16 protein-coding genes are annotated in these 16,778 nt (G+C 43.4%); 13 read left to right on the forward strand and 3 right to left on the reverse strand.

The window, feature by feature from the left end; genetic code table 11:
* Positions 1-151: 151 nt before the first annotated feature.
* From F6K53_RS23425 to F6K53_RS23445, 5 genes are all read left to right on the forward strand, one after another.
* On the forward strand, positions 152-1,210 hold the full coding sequence (locus F6K53_RS23425; RefSeq protein ID WP_293069276.1) for a sirohydrochlorin chelatase: 1,059 nt from the start codon (positions 152-154) through the stop codon (positions 1,208-1,210).
* Positions 1,211-1,644: 434 nt separating this feature from the next.
* Complete coding sequence (gene sipA / locus F6K53_RS23430; RefSeq protein ID WP_008182949.1) at positions 1,645-1,881, forward strand: regulatory protein SipA; 237 nt, start codon at positions 1,645-1,647, stop codon at positions 1,879-1,881.
* Between the two features lie 241 nt (positions 1,882-2,122).
* Positions 2,123-3,091, forward strand: a complete 969-nt coding sequence (locus F6K53_RS23435; protein WP_293022005.1) for an MraY family glycosyltransferase — start codon at positions 2,123-2,125, stop codon at positions 3,089-3,091.
* Positions 3,092-3,631: 540 nt separating this feature from the next.
* Complete coding sequence (locus F6K53_RS23440; RefSeq protein WP_293069272.1) at positions 3,632-4,513, forward strand: TetR family transcriptional regulator; 882 nt, start codon at positions 3,632-3,634, stop codon at positions 4,511-4,513.
* A 37-nt stretch (positions 4,514-4,550) separates the two neighbouring features.
* Positions 4,551-6,395 (forward strand): pentapeptide repeat-containing protein, encoded by a 1,845-nt coding sequence (locus F6K53_RS23445; RefSeq protein WP_293082363.1) that lies wholly within the window; start codon positions 4,551-4,553, stop codon positions 6,393-6,395.
* Between the two features lie 456 nt (positions 6,396-6,851).
* Here F6K53_RS23445 and F6K53_RS23450 read toward each other — a convergent pair whose 3' ends face one another.
* Entirely contained in the window at positions 6,852-7,565 is a 714-nt protein-coding gene (locus F6K53_RS23450; protein ID WP_293042686.1) for a DUF2259 domain-containing protein, read from the reverse strand.
* A gap of 76 nt (positions 7,566-7,641) precedes the next feature.
* Positions 7,642-8,058 carry a helix-turn-helix domain-containing protein gene (locus F6K53_RS23455; RefSeq protein WP_070390764.1) on the reverse strand — a complete coding sequence of 139 codons (417 nt, stop codon included), beginning with the start codon at positions 8,056-8,058 and terminating at the stop codon, positions 7,642-7,644.
* A 645-nt stretch (positions 8,059-8,703) separates the two neighbouring features.
* Here F6K53_RS23455 and F6K53_RS23460 point away from each other — a divergent pair.
* Together F6K53_RS23460 and F6K53_RS23465 are read left to right on the forward strand one after the other, a co-directional pair.
* Positions 8,704-9,294: a hypothetical protein gene (locus F6K53_RS23460; protein ID WP_293069265.1), complete on the forward strand. Its 591-nt coding sequence runs from the start codon at positions 8,704-8,706 to the stop codon at positions 9,292-9,294.
* The gene (locus tag F6K53_RS23465; protein WP_293042693.1) at positions 9,291-9,602 is read left to right on the forward strand and encodes a helix-turn-helix domain-containing protein; all 312 of its coding nucleotides are present in this window, start codon (positions 9,291-9,293) and stop codon (positions 9,600-9,602) included. The genes F6K53_RS23460 and F6K53_RS23465 overlap by 4 nt, the downstream gene beginning before the upstream one ends.
* Before the next feature lie 165 nt (positions 9,603-9,767).
* Here the strand turns inward: F6K53_RS23465 and F6K53_RS23470 are convergent, their stop codons facing one another.
* Positions 9,768-10,172: a Spy/CpxP family protein refolding chaperone gene (locus F6K53_RS23470; RefSeq protein WP_293022017.1), complete on the reverse strand. Its 405-nt coding sequence runs from the start codon at positions 10,170-10,172 to the stop codon at positions 9,768-9,770.
* 222 nt (positions 10,173-10,394) lie between these two features.
* Between F6K53_RS23470 and F6K53_RS23475 the strand changes: the two genes are divergently transcribed.
* The 6 genes from F6K53_RS23475 (at position 10,395) to F6K53_RS23500 (ending at position 16,668) form a co-directional block, all read left to right on the forward strand.
* Entirely contained in the window at positions 10,395-11,021 is a 627-nt protein-coding gene (locus F6K53_RS23475; protein WP_293069262.1) for a hypothetical protein, read from the forward strand.
* Between the two features lie 30 nt (positions 11,022-11,051).
* Positions 11,052-11,633, forward strand: a complete 582-nt coding sequence (locus F6K53_RS23480) for a sensor histidine kinase (RefSeq protein ID WP_293069292.1) — start codon at positions 11,052-11,054, stop codon at positions 11,631-11,633.
* 267 nt (positions 11,634-11,900) lie between these two features.
* Complete coding sequence (locus tag F6K53_RS23485; protein WP_293022019.1) at positions 11,901-12,548, forward strand: response regulator transcription factor; 648 nt, start codon at positions 11,901-11,903, stop codon at positions 12,546-12,548.
* A gap of 731 nt (positions 12,549-13,279) precedes the next feature.
* Positions 13,280-13,426 (forward strand): hypothetical protein, encoded by a 147-nt coding sequence (locus F6K53_RS23490; protein WP_293082366.1) that lies wholly within the window; start codon positions 13,280-13,282, stop codon positions 13,424-13,426.
* Between the two features lie 266 nt (positions 13,427-13,692).
* The gene (locus F6K53_RS23495) at positions 13,693-14,544 is read left to right on the forward strand and encodes a hypothetical protein (protein ID WP_293022020.1); all 852 of its coding nucleotides are present in this window, start codon (positions 13,693-13,695) and stop codon (positions 14,542-14,544) included.
* Positions 14,545-14,652: 108 nt separating this feature from the next.
* Complete coding sequence (locus tag F6K53_RS23500) at positions 14,653-16,668, forward strand: AAA family ATPase (RefSeq protein ID WP_293069260.1); 2,016 nt, start codon at positions 14,653-14,655, stop codon at positions 16,666-16,668.
* The last annotated feature ends 110 nt before the right edge of the window (positions 16,669-16,778 follow it).

Below are 16,778 nucleotides of genomic sequence, written 5' to 3' on the forward strand. Positions count from 1 at the left end.
TATTCAGGAGCAAGATCGATGCTACCCCTGAGTTATTGTCCTTACCTTCCCTACCAGTAAAATGCCCTTGAGGAAATTAAGTATTTAATAAGTTAGTTAACTATGTAAGTATTACCTAGAAGTATGACCTATGAATGATCAAGGATGAAGTATGAAGATCGATGTCACAGATGAGTCATTGTCCCTATCTCCCCTACCGCTAAAACGCCCGTTATTAATGGTTGGTCACGGCACTAGAGACCCCGATGGGCGTCAGACTTTCCTAGATTTTGCCCACAGCTATCAAACCTTGAACCATTCTCGACCAGTAGTACCTTGTTTTTTAGAACTGACTGGTCCAACTATTCAAGAGGGAGTAGAGAGTTGTGTTCAGCAGGGTTATACGGAACTAACTGTATTACCGATTTTACTGTTTGCAGCTCGCCACAATAAATTTGATGTTACTAACGAGTTAGACCGGGCCAGGGCAAAATATCCCCAAGTCAAGTTTCACTACGGGCGTCATTTTGGAATTACTACTGGAATTCTGGATTTATGGCGGCAACGGCTTGCCAAACTTGACCAACCCCAACCAGAGTTAGCCGTTAGCCAGTTGAAGGGGGAAGCGTCCAATCTAGAACCTTCAACAAAACAACCTCTAGCCTTAAGAAAGGACACAGTACTTCTATTTGTTGGTCGTGGGTCTAGTGACCCTGATGCTAATGGTGATGTTTACAAAATGGCTCGCATGCTCTGGGAAGGCAGTGGCTATAAAACTGTGGAAACCTGCTTTATTGGCATTACCCATCCTCGGTTAGAAGAAGGCTTCCGTCGCGCCCGACTATACCAACCTAAGCATATTATAGTACTTCCTTACTTCCTATTTACCGGGGCTTTAGTAAAAAAGATTTTTGATATCACAGCTCAGCAGCAGAAACTTTATCCAGAGATTCCCTTGACCTGTTTACCAGAAATGGGAATTCAGCCTCAGCTGCTATCTGTGCTCAGGGACCGAGAAATCGAGGCACAGTTGGGGCAAGTGCAGATGAATTGTGAGATGTGTAAGTTCCGGTTAGCAGCCATTGATAATGGTGCTCACAACGGACACTCCCACCACCATCACCACGGGCATGACCATCACCAGCACCACTCTCACCAGCCTAATCACAATACCCCAGATCCCTATCAAGATTTGGAAAAATACCACCAGCGTATTTGGCAAGCACCCTAGGGTTGGCCGGTTGAAGGTTAACAGGTTGAAGGTTAACAGGTTGAAGGTTAACAGGTTGAAGGTTGAAGGTTGAAGGTTGAAGGTTTAAGGTTAATCCAGACAACTTCCAACCTATACTACAAGGGACCCCTGGGCAAGAACAACATTCAACCCAAGAACCTACCCTACACTGAACGCCAAAGGCGAACAACCCCATAACCTTCAACCTTCAACCTCCAAGCCCATAACCTTGGCCTATTGGCCACGCTTCGCGAACAACCTTAAACCCCATAACCTTGGCCTATTGGCCACGCTTCGCGAACAACCTTAAACCCCATAACCTTAAACCCCATAACCTTCAACCTGTTAACCTTGGCCTATTGGCCACGCTTCGCGAACAACCTTCAACCCCATAACCTTCAACCTCCAAGCCCATAACCTTTTTTGACTGACCAATGTCTCAAGACTTTAACGTTGGCGATCGCGTAAGAGTAATTACATTACCACGCTACGTCAAAACTGCTGAACCAATGCCAATGCTGCGACCTCCTGATGTGATTAAAGTTGGGGAAGAGGGAGTAATCCTCGACCGACGTCCAGGAGGATACTGGGGCGTTCGCTTTTCTAGAGGAGCATTTCTGATCGATAGTCAGTACATTGAGTTAGTTCAGGAGGAAAATCCAAACCCCTAAAGCCTCCTAACCCCTAAGTGCTAATCGCTTTTTCCTGCTGATGTGCTTCTACCCATGTACCTTATTTACAAGATGAGCTTAATATTATCCATAGCGATTACAATTTTGCAGTGTGGACGTGACTTGGGAGATAGATGTGTACAGCTTCCTACAGTCCCTCGGAATTGCCAACCCTAGGGGAAGTGGCTGGCTGGCAGTCATATTAACTTTCGGATTGGCATGGGCAGTGACTAGATGCTTGATGCCAACTTTACGCTCATTTGCCCTGGAGGTTGGTTGGGCTGACCAACCCAATGCGCGACGGCTTAACCAAGAACCCTTACCCAATGCAGGAGGCTTAGCTATCTATACCGGAGTGGTAGCTGCACTGGTACTAGCTACCCTCCTGAGACCGATTGTCATCGAAGGGGTGTTAGCTCAAGTGCTGACTATTCTCCTGGGGGGCTCGGTTCTGGTACTGGTAGGCTTTATTGATGATCAATTTGGTTTGCCTGCCTATGTACGCTTGTCGGTTCAAATTATTGCTGCCCTGCTGTTAGTGGCTAGTGGTGCCGGGATTAAAGCTACCTTCGGGACTCCGATTGATGTCCAACTCTCCATGTTACTTACGGTTCTATGGGTTGTGGGTATTACTAATGCCATTAACCTTATGGATGGGATGGATGGTTTAGCAGCAGGCGTCAGCTTTATTACTGCTATGAGCCTGTTAGCGGTTTCAGCTCAGTTTCCCAGTCGTGCGGCAGCAACGTTGCTGCTGGCAGCTCTAGGGGGGTCAGCTCTGGGATTTTTGCGCCATAACTTCCATCCTTCCCACATTATTATGGGAGATGCAGGTGCGTACTTCTTCGGCTATGTACTAGCTGCCAGCAGCATTTTAGGGTCTTTAAAAGTGACTACGGTATTTGCCCTAGTCCCCCCAGTAGTATTTTTGCTATTGCCAGTCCTAGATACTACTCAGGTATTTGTGCGGCGGTTGATCAATGGTAAAAACCCTTTAACTACCCCAGGTAAGGACCACCTACATCACCGCTTGCTAGCCTTTGGTTTCTCCCAGCGCTATGTCGCCCTTATCCTTTGGGGCATTACCTTAGTGTCTAACTGGCTAGCCATGAAACTGCAAGAGATGACTCCTCGGGTGATTTATGCCACGACAGGGGGTATCATTTTGCTGTTAGGCATTACTGTTTTGCAAAGAATTAGAGCAAAATAAAGCGTTCCCCAATTGTGGAATGATTAAGGGTAATAGGTAATTGGTCATGGGTCATGGGTAATTGGTAACTGACCCAACTCTACTTGATATCCCAAACGATAGTCAGCAATGCCCTGGTCAGTGCTGGCAAGAGCAGTGTGTGTAGGGCGTAAGCTGAGTACTCTTGCTCTGGACTTAAAATATTAAGATATATTAAATTGTCAATTAAATTGACATATTATAAGAGACCGCTGCTAAAATTAATGGTGGGTCTGACCCCATATACCATAATTTGTATTAAATGATATAATAACCAACTTATTATTATATCCCGATTTAATCACCTGCTTTGAGGCGATTTGCTAGCAACATAGCCGCCCTCTTCAGTAAGCAGCAAGACTACCGGAATTTAACCGATCACCATAGTCAAGCTTGAGTCAAGCTCCATTTGTTGGAGATTCAAGCTTCATCTCCTGATGCAGTTGCTCATGGGGATTTACCCCAATAGCTATGCTGCATCGCTTTACCCAATTTCTTGCTTGCAGCGGTTGAAGATGACCGATGACCAATTATCCCTTAATTAATATCTTATTACCAGCTGTAGTTATCTCCAGCACTATATTTTCCAGTTTGACCTTACCGTTTGTTTTCAACAAATCAAAACCAATAGAAGTTGGAGTCAAACCGTTTTTCAGCCTCGAAGTTCAACCCATCTTCCATGAAGACCATAAGGATTTAGCAATTCCTTATCTTGGCGTTGCCATCCTAGTGAGTGTGTTAGCTGGTCTTGGCACTGTTGAAGTGGGAAGGCAATGGCAAAAATACCAAGCATCAGTCAGAGAAAAAAAGAGACAACTCCTCCAGGAGATCGAATCCCTCAACCAAGGCGAATCGGAACCAGAATACCAACCGGATGTTTCTGCAATAGCTCTTACCCAGAAGGATGATTTGCTTCGGTATCGAGGACTAACTCCTCCTAACACTCAATCGTTTGCTGTTCAACAACCCCATGGTGTTGTTGATAGCAATAATGTTATTGAGTTTAAACGCAATAGAATAGCTCAAACTACAGGGATGGCTGTAAATGTCAACCAACTTAAGTTTTACCCTGAATCCCAAAACAATAATTCAGTTCAACTGAGGTCTTCCCCTGTTCCTGCTCTTGCTCTCCTTCAGGATTTGGAATTATCCTCCAGTCATATTATTAAATCCCGTCAGGATTACCAAATCTGCTGGATTAACGTACCTCATTTAAGCAGACGCTTATTAGCCATTAACGTTGATGGTCAATACTACAGTTTTTTACGATTAGAAAAAACTCAAGAACAACTTATCGCTATTTTGTCTAAGGTAGCTGATCAGCTCGATAAAATAGTAATTACTCATATCGATAAAGGGTATGTAATTTGGAATTGGGAACCGGAGGTATTATCTAATAATTAATTTTGATGATTTTTAAATTAAAACTGTTGGACAACATATGAATACTGAGGAAATTCAGTCACAATATTCCCTTGGGGAAAGAGATTTTAGTGGAGCTGACTTAAGTCAAGTCAACCTCAGCCAGGTAAACCTGGAACGGGTAATTTTATGGCGAGCCGACCTCAGTCAGGCAATTCTTACTGGGACTAATCTCAGTAGCGCTGATCTCTGGGGAGCTAATTTGAGAGAAGCCAACTTAAGTCAAGCTGTTTTATGTGGTGCTAATCTGGGTGAGGCAGACTTGAGCGATGCTATTCTACACTTAACTAACTTCGATACTACACTATACAATTTTTCCACTAAGTTTCCCCCCAATTTCGACCCTGCCAAGGCAGGAGCTTATTTAATTGCGCCGGAGGCTTTACTAACGGAAGCTAACTTGAGTGGGGTAGATCTCAGTGATACCAATTTAAAGGGTGCGAATTTGACCAGAGCTGACCTCTGGAAAACTAACCTCAAAGGTGCTGATCTCAAACAAGCTAATCTTAATCAAGCTTGCTTAATTAGGACTGAGTTGCAGGATGTTGACCTAACAGGAGCTAATTTGAGCCGCTCCAATCTGATGGGGGCAAACCTGAAGGATGCTAAGCTTCTAAATGCAACCCTGAGCGCTATACTCTACGACGAAAGCACTCAGTTTCCTGAAGATTTTGACCCAGTGAAGGCAGGAGGACATTTAATTGCTCCTGGTGTATCTCTAGCAAAGGCTAACCTGAGTCAGTCAAACCTCAGTGGCGTGGATTTAAGTGAAGCAGACTTATCCCAAGTTGACCTAAGTCAGGGTCACTTTTTCGGTATATCTTTGCTCAGAGCTAATTTAAGGAAAGCCAATTTAAGAGGAGTTCAATTCTGGGAAGCGGATCTACGAGAAGCCGATCTACAGGAAGCGGATTTGCGGGGAGCGGACTTATGGTTAAGCTTAGTTAGTGGCGCGGATTTCAGGGGAGCAGATTTAAGCAGAGTTCACTTGTTTGGAGTAGATCTGTCCGCCACTAATCTCGAAGGGGTTAACCTCAAAGGAGCAATTTATAACCAAGAGACTAAATTTCCTGAAGATTTTGACCCCACAGCCCATGGCGCATATCTAATTGCTCCCGATGTGTCTCTGTGTGGGCTAAATCTTCAGGGAGCTGACCTCAGAGGAGCTGACTTGAGTATGGCAGATTTGAGTAAAGTTAGCCTGTTCGGGGCAGATCTTTTCTCGGTTAACCTGGAGGGGGTCAATTTGCTTGGAGCACTCTACGACGAAGCCACTCGATTTCCGGAAGGGTTTGACCCCAGCCAACACGGAGCGTACTTAATTGCCCCCGGTGTATCATTTTCAGATCAAGAGTTCAGTGGGACTGATCTGGGGGGAGCTAACTTTAGTAAGGTCAATTTGCTTGGTGCCGATCTGCGCAGTGCTAATCTCGAAGATGCTAAATTTGAGCGATCGCTTTATAACAACACTACTCAATTTCCGGAAGGGTTTGACCCTAGGAAGTTGGGAGCATATTGCATTGTGCCTCTTGCTTCCCTGTCAGGGCGAGATTTGAGTGGAGCCAATTTAGGAGGAGTTGACCTAAGTCAAGCTGATCTAAGTGGGGCTAATCTCAGTCAAGCTGACCTTTGGGGGGCAAACCTCAGTCAGGCAAACTTGGCAGGGGCTAATTTGACAGGTGCTTATCTGTTAGGGGCAAATTTAATTGGTGCTGACTTAACCAAGGCAACCCTAAGTGGTGCTAATCTCCATGGGGCACAACTTAAGGATGCTAAACTGACTGGCGTAGACCTGAGTGATGTTGATTTGAGCAATAGCTTTATCAGTGGGGCAATTATGCCTGATGGCACGCTTCACAACTAATACCGAGTTGCATTCAAAGATAGTAGATTGGTTGGATAGGGAGATGGGGAGATGGGGAGATGGGGAGATGGGGAGATGGGGAGATGGGGAGATGGGGAGATGGGGAGATGGGGAAATTGGGAGATTGGGGGAAGAGAAAGTTGTACGTTTGAGCGCAACTTGGTATAAGCTGTTGTCCATTAAAAATGCATCATAGCAAGGCAAGCATTCAGCCGTCAGCCGTGAGCTAAAAGCTCACGCTACTTGAGGTGCCGTCAGCCGACTTAACTCAGCATTATTCTAATGCTTACCTGTTTTATTCAAATGCTTTCCTCATCAATAAGCATGTGCATAGCCCATAAGCTGAACGCGCACGCGTGCGCGTAGCGCATTAGCTGATAGCTGATAGCTGATAGCTGATAGCTGAATGCTTACACAGCAAGGCAAAAGGCATGCATGGCTATTGGCTAAAGTAGTTTAGATGGGAAAACTCTGAATGAAGGTTGTCTGAAAGTCAGCGTTATAGGTGGCTTGGTGGAGATTGATCAGTACAACTATGTGCTGTCTATTGGGGGATAAGCGAACTTCTCTGATCGAATATTTCCTGATAGCTTCACGGTAATTGTTTAGTTTACCTAGGGTGAGTTGGCGATAATTGTAATTAATGACTAGCTGCATTGAAGCCCGGTCTATATTAGACATTCCTCCAGACAAAACTGAGGGAATATAAATTTGTTCTAAACGAATCTCTAGTGGGTCTTTTTCTTTATCCACCAAAACCTTAACGGTTTCAGTGCCATTGGGTTGAATGGAACGCTCAATAATTGGCAGTTTTAGTCCTACTTTTAGTTGATTGAGTCCTAAGCTCTGTCTTATTCTTTGGGTTTTCCTGAGTAAACTCTCTTCAGCGTCTTTAGGAGTGAGATTGGAATCCGAGTAGTTATAGTTAGTTTCTAGACAACCCTTCTTGACACAAGCGTTAGTGGCTACATCGAAAATTTGGATTTTGGCGGTAGGAACCTTTGTGACATGGTTTCTAGCACTTTCGAGATAAATATAGTTGCGGCTATCTACGGAAAAACCTGACAATCGACGATTGGTTTTGACAATAAGTGCTAATCCCTCCTCCCCAAGCAATAGTAGAAAGAAGCTAGCAACCAACAAACTTGAATATAAATAAAAGCGTTTCATACGATCACCTATACTCTTTCGACTTCCCTGGTCTTTCCATTAGTCTTTAGAATAGCAGTGATGATGTTTGTATAGATCAAATTACTTTAAAATCAGAGATAGTCTCAATCCACACCCTTGCTCCACATTTAAGGGGATCATCGGGGCGATACATGACTCGACATGGTCCATTGACTTCCACGGTATGACCATAAGTGTTTTTAGAGCCTCGTTTGACGGTAATCACAGGGTTGCGCTCCCCTGTCTTGAGATTGTTGCGAATTACCCTCTGGTTAACATGAATCACAGCTTTAGTGTACTCTCTGCGCTTTGACCAGTTCCGCTTTGGACCGCGAGTGCCGGGAGTGACTACTGGCATGCCATCAAACAGAGGAATCACCCAAGTTCTACCCACTTTATAGGCTCCTTTAACTCTGCCTTTGCTCAGAAGGTAACGAACGCGAGTGGCGGAAACACCTAGTAAATCGGCGGCTTGTGCGGTGGAAATCATCATGGCTAGTTAACCATTGCGTTAACGATACTGTTATTTTAACAGAATTTTGGGGAAGATGCAAGGGATGACATTTTAAGTATTAATTACTAGGTGTGTTTTCAATTGGGTGAGGAGGGAACAGCGGATCTGGGAATAGGGAAAAAATTCTGTATAGCGCTACGCGCAAGTCAGAAGTTAGAAGTCAGAAGTCAGAAGTAAGCTATGACTAAGTTTGCTGAGTTTAGGAATGTCCTAAGCTTAATGCGTAGTGCTATATAGTGCGATCGCATGATTTGAACTCACCTCAGTTCCAGGTTTCCAAAAAACTATTGCATTAGCGCAGCAATAAGTTCAGTGGTTAGCGATAGGTTTGGCTAATCCTATTAATGACTAGGTCGTAGCAGTGCTCGCATTCCAGCCATTACCCTAGTTCCAAGTTTCCAAAAAACTATTGCATTGGCGCACCGATAATTTAAATGGGTGGCGCTATAGTAAATTTATCCAACCACTTGACAAATGGTTAAACTTATCATAATATCATAAATAGGTTGATACAGCAAGTCCACCGAGACGAGCCGTAACCAACCGGGAGCGAGATGGCAGACCCATAGCTTTGCCCGGCAAGGTCTGCCACTGGCTCTTGCAATCAAGAAGGCCATTTATATAATGACAAATAATCTAAACAAAGATCCACAGACACACAACCAAAGCTGTGCCAAAGCCCAGGTCGATGGATATCAGCAAGCTCTTAGGGATTTTGGCATCACTGAATTACTCGCGAAGCTCAGGGATTGCAGTGAAACTGGCTTCCATACCCGGCTCCCGATCCAGCCCATTGAAGCTGATGCCATTGCTGCAGTACTAATTCAGCAACTCACTACCAGTCTCAACCCTAGCTGGCTAGCTCCCTATTTCCATGGTTTTCAACATCACCAAGGAGACATCCTCAGTGACCTAGTTACTCTAACACTCAAGCAGTTGCCAAAGTCAACAGCACTGCCAGAAGAGTTTAGGGATCATGCTCGTGCTTCCTGTTTTGATATTGGCGAACGGATCTATTGGAAACCCCTAGCTGACAGTGATACTGACTTCGGTATCGTTATTGGCAAATTCTACAGCTGGGCAAATCATTGTTGTTGCTGGATGTGGTGCTATCTGATTGTGCTGGATTCTGAATCTCCAAGTGCCCTTTGGACAGTAACAGATATAGCCTGGGAAAACAATTTGGTTTCTTTAGCGCTGGAGGTAGCATCATGAGCAAACCTGATTCTTCTTTAACTCAGGCCAAGCAAGAGCTAATTAAACAATACAGCTCCTGTCAACTCGGGATGACACCAAGGCAATTCTACAGCAAATGGCCAGTCACTCACTCAATGATGGCCATGATTTGCTCCCGTTCGGTGGCGACAGTGGGGCGCTGGTTTAGCCGGGGTCGTAATTATCTGCGGCCTCAACCATCGGACTTGCGTCATCTGGCTCTGATGGATTTTTTGTTGGAGCATTTTGAGGAGATTCCCGAAGAACTGCGGAACTTGCTTTGTCCGCCAGAGCAGGATCAGTGCTGACGGCTGTTCGCGAAGCGTGAGCCAAAGGCTCACGGCTGATAGCTGAATGCTTACAAGAAAACTTGTCAATTGTTAATGGTTTTGAAATTAACAATTGACAATTAACAAGTTAGATCGAGAGAGTTGGTAATTTGTATTCCAAGAGATAATCTAGTCCTAGAAAAATCACCTTCCAAATCCGCGCTTACCTCGACGTGAGCGCATTTCTTGACGAATTTGTTGGCGCTGTTCCTCGGTGAGAATACCCCTCATCTCTTCTCGTGCTGACTTGCGAATCTCGCGCATTTGGTCTCGCTGCTCTTGAGAGAGATTCATACCCTCCCTTGCTTCTCGGAGTTGACGGCGCAGTGTTTTTATAGTTTGGAACCGCCGTTGTTGCTCCGGAGTGAGAATATCCTCAATTTTAGCTTCAGTATTGTTACGGATGTTTTCAAACTGCTCTTTTTGCTGGTCAGTGATGTTAAGTTTGGAGAAAAATGGAGGCATTTCTTCGGCGTTAACTGCCATGGGAAAACTAGTGAGGGTAATTGCTGCGATACCTGCAAGTAGAGAAAAGGGCTTGATGTTCATGATGTTCACTTGTTTTTATTTTTAACTGTTTTGACGTGAGCTGATTTCTGTTTGATGTCTCTATCCTAAAAAGGGCTAGGGTGAAACCACATGAGGCAAAAGACCTGAATTCCTCTAGGACTTTAGTCCTAGGCTAGATATGACCAATGGGTCTTGCTTTACCTTTGACACATGGATTAAGGTTGTTGGTTGTTTGTTATTGGTTGTTTACAACAATTGTGAATGCGCCATCCTATTCAAATTACTAACCACCCAATTCGATTTTTGCTCTACCTGGAGTGGATACTGCTGATCATTACCGCTTTGGTGGAATTACTAAAACTTCCTTTTCCCCCGCTACCTAGGTCGCCACTACTCAATTTAGTTTGCCTGGGAGTATTTGGGTTAATGGGATTGAGATTACCAACAAATCAGCCTATTTATAAGATACTTTACACTGCCGCCGAAATTGGGGTAATTCTATTAGCGTCCATGGTGGGACACATTCGGCTGTTGCAACTGATGTTAATTATATTAGTTGTTCGCAACTGTTTTATCTTTGAGTTCCAAGGTCGCTTAGTGATGACTGGATTTGCGGTTATATTATTCCTAATGAGGCAAATGGTTCGATTTCAGCATCATGCTATGAGGCATCGTCCTCGGTTTAGACCACCTCCTGTGTTCAGAGAACCACCGACAGGGTTGATTCCGGAGCGATTACTATTTATCTTGTTGAGTTCTGTCTTGATATTTGTCTTGGTCTTAATCGTTTTGCAGCTATTAGTGGATACTGTACTTTCAGAACGAAAAAGTCGGCAAGACCTGGCACAGGCTAATGCTCAACTGCGTGACTATGCCCTTCGGATTTAAGATATTGCTACGCTGCAAGAACGTAACCGTATTGCTCGGGAAATTCATGACTCCTTAGGACATTCTTTAACTGTATTCAATTTACACTTGGAAGCGGCTTTAAGACTATTACAATCTGACCCTGCTGAAGCCAAAGAATTTATCTTAGAAGCGAAACAACTCGGGAAAACTGCTCTGAAGGATGTACGTCAATCCGTTGCTTCCTTGCGTTTAAATCCGTTACAAGAGCAATCTCTAGAAAATGCGATCGCATCCCTAATCGACGACTTCCAAAAGTCCACAGCTATCTCACCTACATACCATCTTAACCTAAAGCGTTCAATCCCTGGCGACATCAAAATCGCAGTTTACCGTATTGTCCAAGAAGGGTTGACAAATATCTTTAAATATGCTAAACCTACTGAAGTAGACATCCAAATTCAGACAGCAACAGATTTACAATTAATTATTAAAGACAATGGCATTGGATTTTCCCTAAACCAGAACACAAGCGGTTTTGGTTTACAAGGAATGCGAGAACGCACCCAAGCCTTAGGAGGAACCTTTAAAATTGAAACAGCACCAGGAGCTGGCTGCAAAATTATCGCTCATTTTCCTTTACCAAAGGTTTAAGCTATAGCGTTTTCAGTTGAGATGTAACCATATCGCAAAGGGAACAGGGAACAGGGAACAGGGAACAGGGTAAAGAGTCCTGATTTTTATTTAAAAATCAAAAAATATCATACAGGTTTACATCTCAAATACAAACGCTATATCTAGCAATTATAGATGAATTTTGCTAATTTTTTTCCTAATCCCTACTCCCTAATCCCTACTCCCTAATCCCTAAAAATAAGTACCTCACAGAATTGACAACTACTATATAATTATTCATCCTTGATGATTCGTATTTTACTAGTAGATGACCAGAGTCTAATTCGGCGTGGATTAAAAGCCTTGCTGAAGTTAGAAGAAGACTTACAGGTAGTCGGTGAAGCCGAGAATGGACAAACGGCAATTAGTTTGGTAAAAACTTTACAGCCAGATGTTATACTAATGGATATTCGGATGCCTGTGATGGATGGCGTGGCTGCAACTCGGGAAATTTGTCAGCAATTCCCAGATACAAAGGTATTAGTACTAACTACTTTTGATGATGACCAGTACGTTACCCAAGCCATACAGTGCGGAGCAGCCGGATATTTGCTGAAGGATACCCCTCCCGAAGAATTAGCCCAGTCAATTCGAGCTGTCCAAAAAGGTTATACTCAGTTAGGCCCTGGTATAGGCAAAAAAGTCGCTACTCAAATGCGAGACCCAACTCCGAGTCCACCTCCGGGTTGGGAGGAACTAACTCCCAGAGAGCAGGAAATTTTACGACTAATTGCTACCGGTGCTAGCAACCGAGAGATTGCTCAGACGTTGTATATTTCTGAAAAGACAGTGAAAAACCACGTTACTCATATTTTGAGTCGGTTGAATGTACGCGATCGCACTCAAGCAGCCATTTTAGCAAACTCTATGTTGGGGTATTTTAGTGATAATTGATTATTGAGCTAGCATTTGTAAGCAGTCAGCCGTCAGCTGTCAGCTGTCAGCTTTATGAATTCCTGACAGCAGACCTAACAGAGATTAAACGAATGCTTACCTGTTTTATTCAAAAGCTCGCACCTAAAGTAGCACTTATAAATATCTCATGAACAATCTTGCTGATTTCTGATAACATCAAAAATAGGAGATATTTATTATTACTGCTCCCCACTCCCTACTCCCTAATCCCTACTCCCTTTGCTATATATGAGTTCCTATTCTCAATCTGAAACTTTGATAATTGCCTACTTTTTTGGCGCTCTTCTCGCTATCACCGTTATGGTTTACTTGCTCAGAGGTTTTGGTATTCTTACCTTTATTCCTGGTGGTATCCTGTGGCTACTGATCTTGTTATCGATTGGTACAGGACTAGTTTACGGGGTTCAGAAAACTCGACGTTATTAGGGGAATAGGGAGTAGGGAGTAGGGAGTAGGGAGTAGGGGTAATAAAATTGACTGTAGCTTAGCTATCAGCATTTCGGGTATCAGCGTTTTGAGAGTTTTCCGTGAATACTCATGTACTAGCGACTTTCAGTTGATATGATCTCACGATAATTACCCTTAATAAAAATTTCCCCATCTCCCCATCTCCCTATCTCCCCACACCTCCCAGCCTCCCTACCCTCCCCGCGCCTCCTTAATTATGGGTATTCAACCAGACTTGAGATAAGTCTAAATATCGGTAAGGATTGACCCTAGTACGGCACGACGGAAATAAAGATACTGTAAGCATTCAGCGGTCAGCCGTCAGCCGTCAGCTTTCTGTGGTCAGCCGTCAGCTTATTTTATTCAAAAACTGTTCCCCTAGCGTGGCCAAGAGCTTACCGTGGCCATAGGCCAAGGCCAAGCGTGTGCGTAGCGCATAACCTGAGAGCTAAGAGCTGATAGCTGAATGCTGATAGCTGAATGCTTACAAGATACTATTGAAAAAAGCGAAAGGCTTATATAATAAGAATTCTGCTCAGGGCTGATAGTTGAGGGTCCAGAGCCCGTCCGCTGAGGGCTGAAAGTAGAATTTATTGCGAAAATCCTTGACTACTAAGTGGTTATAGGGAATAGATTTAGGTTAATCTTGAACAAAAGTGAGGTAAAGACAATCAACATGGAAGCTATTGAACTGGAAGTCAGCCAACTAAAATTTTTACTGAAGCTACTGAGCAAACCGGATTATCGGGCATTGATTACCGAAGCGAAACCCAATTCTAAAACCTCAGCGGGGGAACGAGATCGAATTTGTCGGGAGTTATGCGATCGCAATTTGATTGACTCTAATCAAGAAATCACCAAAATTCAGATCACTGATGCAGGCAAGGAACTCCTCAACCAAGATCAGGCTGAAGTACCAATGAGCACGAAAGAACGCAAAATTATCAAAGCCTGTGAAACAGAACCGACTACTCCCGCCAAAACAAACGTTAAGCCTGCTAAGACCCGCAAGGAAATCATGGAAGGTTTGATAGAACGGGGTTATATCACAGTAGCAGAAACTAAATTCAAAGATGTCTGGATTACTGAAACCGGTATTGAGTACCTATTAAATAATTATAAACCCGTTGGTCGTGGCAATATCAATCTGTCTAAAACCATGTTAGCGGATTACATCGATTTCCTGCGGAAACAGCTGCCAAACTCAACCAGTACAATCTCAGAATCAGATGGAAATTCGACTGCCGCTCTAGTCAATCCCCCTAATCATGAAGAAATATTACAAATTATCAAGAATTTAGACCAGGAACTGGGTACGGAAAACTATTTGCCACTGTTTCATTTGCGCCAAAAGTTACAACCGCCTTTGTCTCGGGAACAATTAGATAAAGCACTGTATAGCTTGCAAGCAGAGGATAAAATTGATATGAGTGCTTTGCAAGAAGCTAACATGTATACAGAGGAACAAATTGAAGCTGGTATTCCTCAAAATACCGGGGCTAGGCTATTTTTCATTATGGTGCAGTAAATTATGATACTAAAGATAGGATAATTGATAGTATCATACAATAACCTGAGGCTGCCTTTTTGTTAATCCTCTATCCTTGTCCACTCTATAGAAGATGGAATTAAAGAGATGGCAACGATCCAGGAAATAATTAAACAAGCCCTAAATCCCTTTGACCCCGTGACCTTTGCTACGGGTAATTTTTGGGAAGATCCAGAAAATTCAGCCCTTAAGGATGTCGAATCGATTCATCAACATGAAATTAATCAGATAACCAGCACCCTCAGTGCGGTGACTCAAGACCATCGACCCCGCACTATCTTACTGGCTGGTGATTCGGGTTCGGGGAAAAGTTATCTATTAAAACGGCTCAAACAGCAGCTCAATCAACAAGCATTCTTTGCTTATATCGGTCCTTGGGCAAATAGCGATCGCATCTGGCGCTATATCCTTAGGGAAACTGTTGACAGTATGCTAAAAGTCCCAGAAGGAGAACAAGAGTCTCAGTTGCTGCTGTGGCTAAAGAGTCTCCCGGCCTTTAAAAAAACCGGTTGGCTGCTGAATGAGCGAAAACGGTTTATTGCTGACCTCAGAGCTAGCTATCCAGGGGGAATTCATCGCAGTAAAGAGTTTTTTGGAGTGCTCTATGACCTCACTAATCCAGAACTGTATCACCTAGCTTATCAATGGTTAAGGGGAGAAGATTTAGATGAAGAGGACCTGAAAACCCTTGGGGTCAGAGGGTCTATAGATAACGAAGACGATGCTCAGAACATCTTAATCAACTTCGGGAGAATTTCGTCATCCACCAAGCCGATTGTGCTGTGTTTTGATCAATTGGATAATATTCCTCGTTTGCCCGATGGTTCTCTGGATCTACAAGCGCTGTTTAATGTCAACTCTACCCTTAATACTCGCTTTCCCAATAACTTGTTGATTATTATTAGCATAGTCACTAATACCTGGAGAAGGAATCATAAAAAAATTCAACAGGCTGATATCGCTAGACTTAATCCTAAAATTCTGCTCAAAAACATTACCCTAGAGCAAGCGGAATCCCTCTGGGCAAGCATACTCTATCCGTTACATCAGCAAGCTGAACCAAAATCCACCTCACCGATTTACCCTTTAACTCGGCAAGACTTAGAACAAGAATTTCCTGGTGGCAAAACCACTCCCCGCCAGACCTTGAAACTAGGAAATCAGCTAATTCAAAGGTATAAAACTCAGGGAGTTAACTCAGAGTTATCAACCACTGACTCAACTCCCGAAAATGATACCGCTGGCGAATCAATACCAATAGAAGAAAAAATCCTAGCCTCATTGAAATTGAAATGGCAGAAGGAATTTAAAAAAACTGACCAGACGACAATTATCCGCATCCAAGATATTGATGAATCGGAATTGATTGGGATGTTAACAGAGGCATTAGAAGCTCTGGAGGTTAGGGGGATTAAACCAAAATTTTTGTCCAGTAGCAAAACCTTTGCCAGTTATTCCCTAAGTTACCAGCTGCCATCATCCCAGGGACGGATCGGAGTAGTCTGGGGAGAAACTAGTAATGGTCGCAGTTTCTATCATCTGATGAATGCCTGTGATAACGCTATAAAAAGCAATCGCTGCCAAACCTTATACCTAATTCGCCATACAAAAATTAGCATAAAACGTGATACTAAAGGGTACAAGCTCTACAGCCAACTATTTAATGGTTATGACCATCATCACCTCAAATTAGACGATATCTCCTCTGTCCATTACTTAGCCACTTATCATACCTTAGTTAATGGGGCTTGTTCCCAAGACTTAGTTCTTGCTGATAAAACAATAACACTGGAAGAGTTAAAGGATCTAATCCTAAAATCGGGAATTTTGCAGGATTGTCCTTTACTAAAGGATTTGAATATTTTTTCGATAGCAGATAATAAAGTCCCCCTTAATCCGGTTAAAGAATTTGTGTTAAATGTGCTCAAACAAGACCAATTAATTGGTCTTAAGGTTTTAATTGAAACTACTCACCGTCAATTTAATCGGCTCAAAGAAATAGAAATTAAACAACAGATTAAGGAACTTTGTCAGGAAAATGAACTAAAACTTATCCCTGTGGATGGTTCCCCAGAAACACAATCAGTATATTTGGTACCTTAAGCAATCAGCATAAGCGCTACGCGCACGCTACGCGAACAGCTATCAGCTATCAGCTATCAGCTATCAGCAATCAGCAATCAGCAATCAGGCCAATTCAAGTAGGGTGGGCA

It is taken from the genome of Moorena sp. SIO4A1, from assembly GCF_010672065.1.
In the GTDB taxonomy this organism is placed as follows: Bacteria; Cyanobacteriota; Cyanobacteriia; order Cyanobacteriales; family Coleofasciculaceae; genus Moorena.

Coding starts and splice junctions, on each gene's coding strand:
- F6K53_RS23425 (WP_293069276.1), top strand. CDS start 152: ATGAAGATCGATGTCACAGATGAGTCATTGTCCCTATCTCCCCTACCG.
- sipA (WP_008182949.1), top strand. CDS start 1,645: ATGTCTCAAGACTTTAACGTTGGCGATCGCGTAAGAGTAATTACATTA.
- F6K53_RS23435 (WP_293022005.1), top strand. CDS start 2,123: ATGCCAACTTTACGCTCATTTGCCCTGGAGGTTGGTTGGGCTGACCAA.
- F6K53_RS23440 (WP_293069272.1), top strand. CDS start 3,632: ATGACCAATTATCCCTTAATTAATATCTTATTACCAGCTGTAGTTATC.
- F6K53_RS23445 (WP_293082363.1), top strand. CDS start 4,551: ATGAATACTGAGGAAATTCAGTCACAATATTCCCTTGGGGAAAGAGAT.
- F6K53_RS23450 (WP_293042686.1), bottom strand. CDS start 7,565: ATGAAACGCTTTTATTTATATTCAAGTTTGTTGGTTGCTAGCTTCTTT.
- F6K53_RS23455 (WP_070390764.1), bottom strand. CDS start 8,058: ATGATGATTTCCACCGCACAAGCCGCCGATTTACTAGGTGTTTCCGCC.
- F6K53_RS23460 (WP_293069265.1), top strand. CDS start 8,704: ATGACAAATAATCTAAACAAAGATCCACAGACACACAACCAAAGCTGT.
- F6K53_RS23465 (WP_293042693.1), top strand. CDS start 9,291: ATGAGCAAACCTGATTCTTCTTTAACTCAGGCCAAGCAAGAGCTAATT.
- F6K53_RS23470 (WP_293022017.1), bottom strand. CDS start 10,172: ATGAACATCAAGCCCTTTTCTCTACTTGCAGGTATCGCAGCAATTACC.
- F6K53_RS23475 (WP_293069262.1), top strand. CDS start 10,395: ATGCGCCATCCTATTCAAATTACTAACCACCCAATTCGATTTTTGCTC.
- F6K53_RS23485 (WP_293022019.1), top strand. CDS start 11,901: ATGATTCGTATTTTACTAGTAGATGACCAGAGTCTAATTCGGCGTGGA.
- F6K53_RS23495 (WP_293022020.1), top strand. CDS start 13,693: ATGGAAGCTATTGAACTGGAAGTCAGCCAACTAAAATTTTTACTGAAG.
- F6K53_RS23500 (WP_293069260.1), top strand. CDS start 14,653: ATGGCAACGATCCAGGAAATAATTAAACAAGCCCTAAATCCCTTTGAC.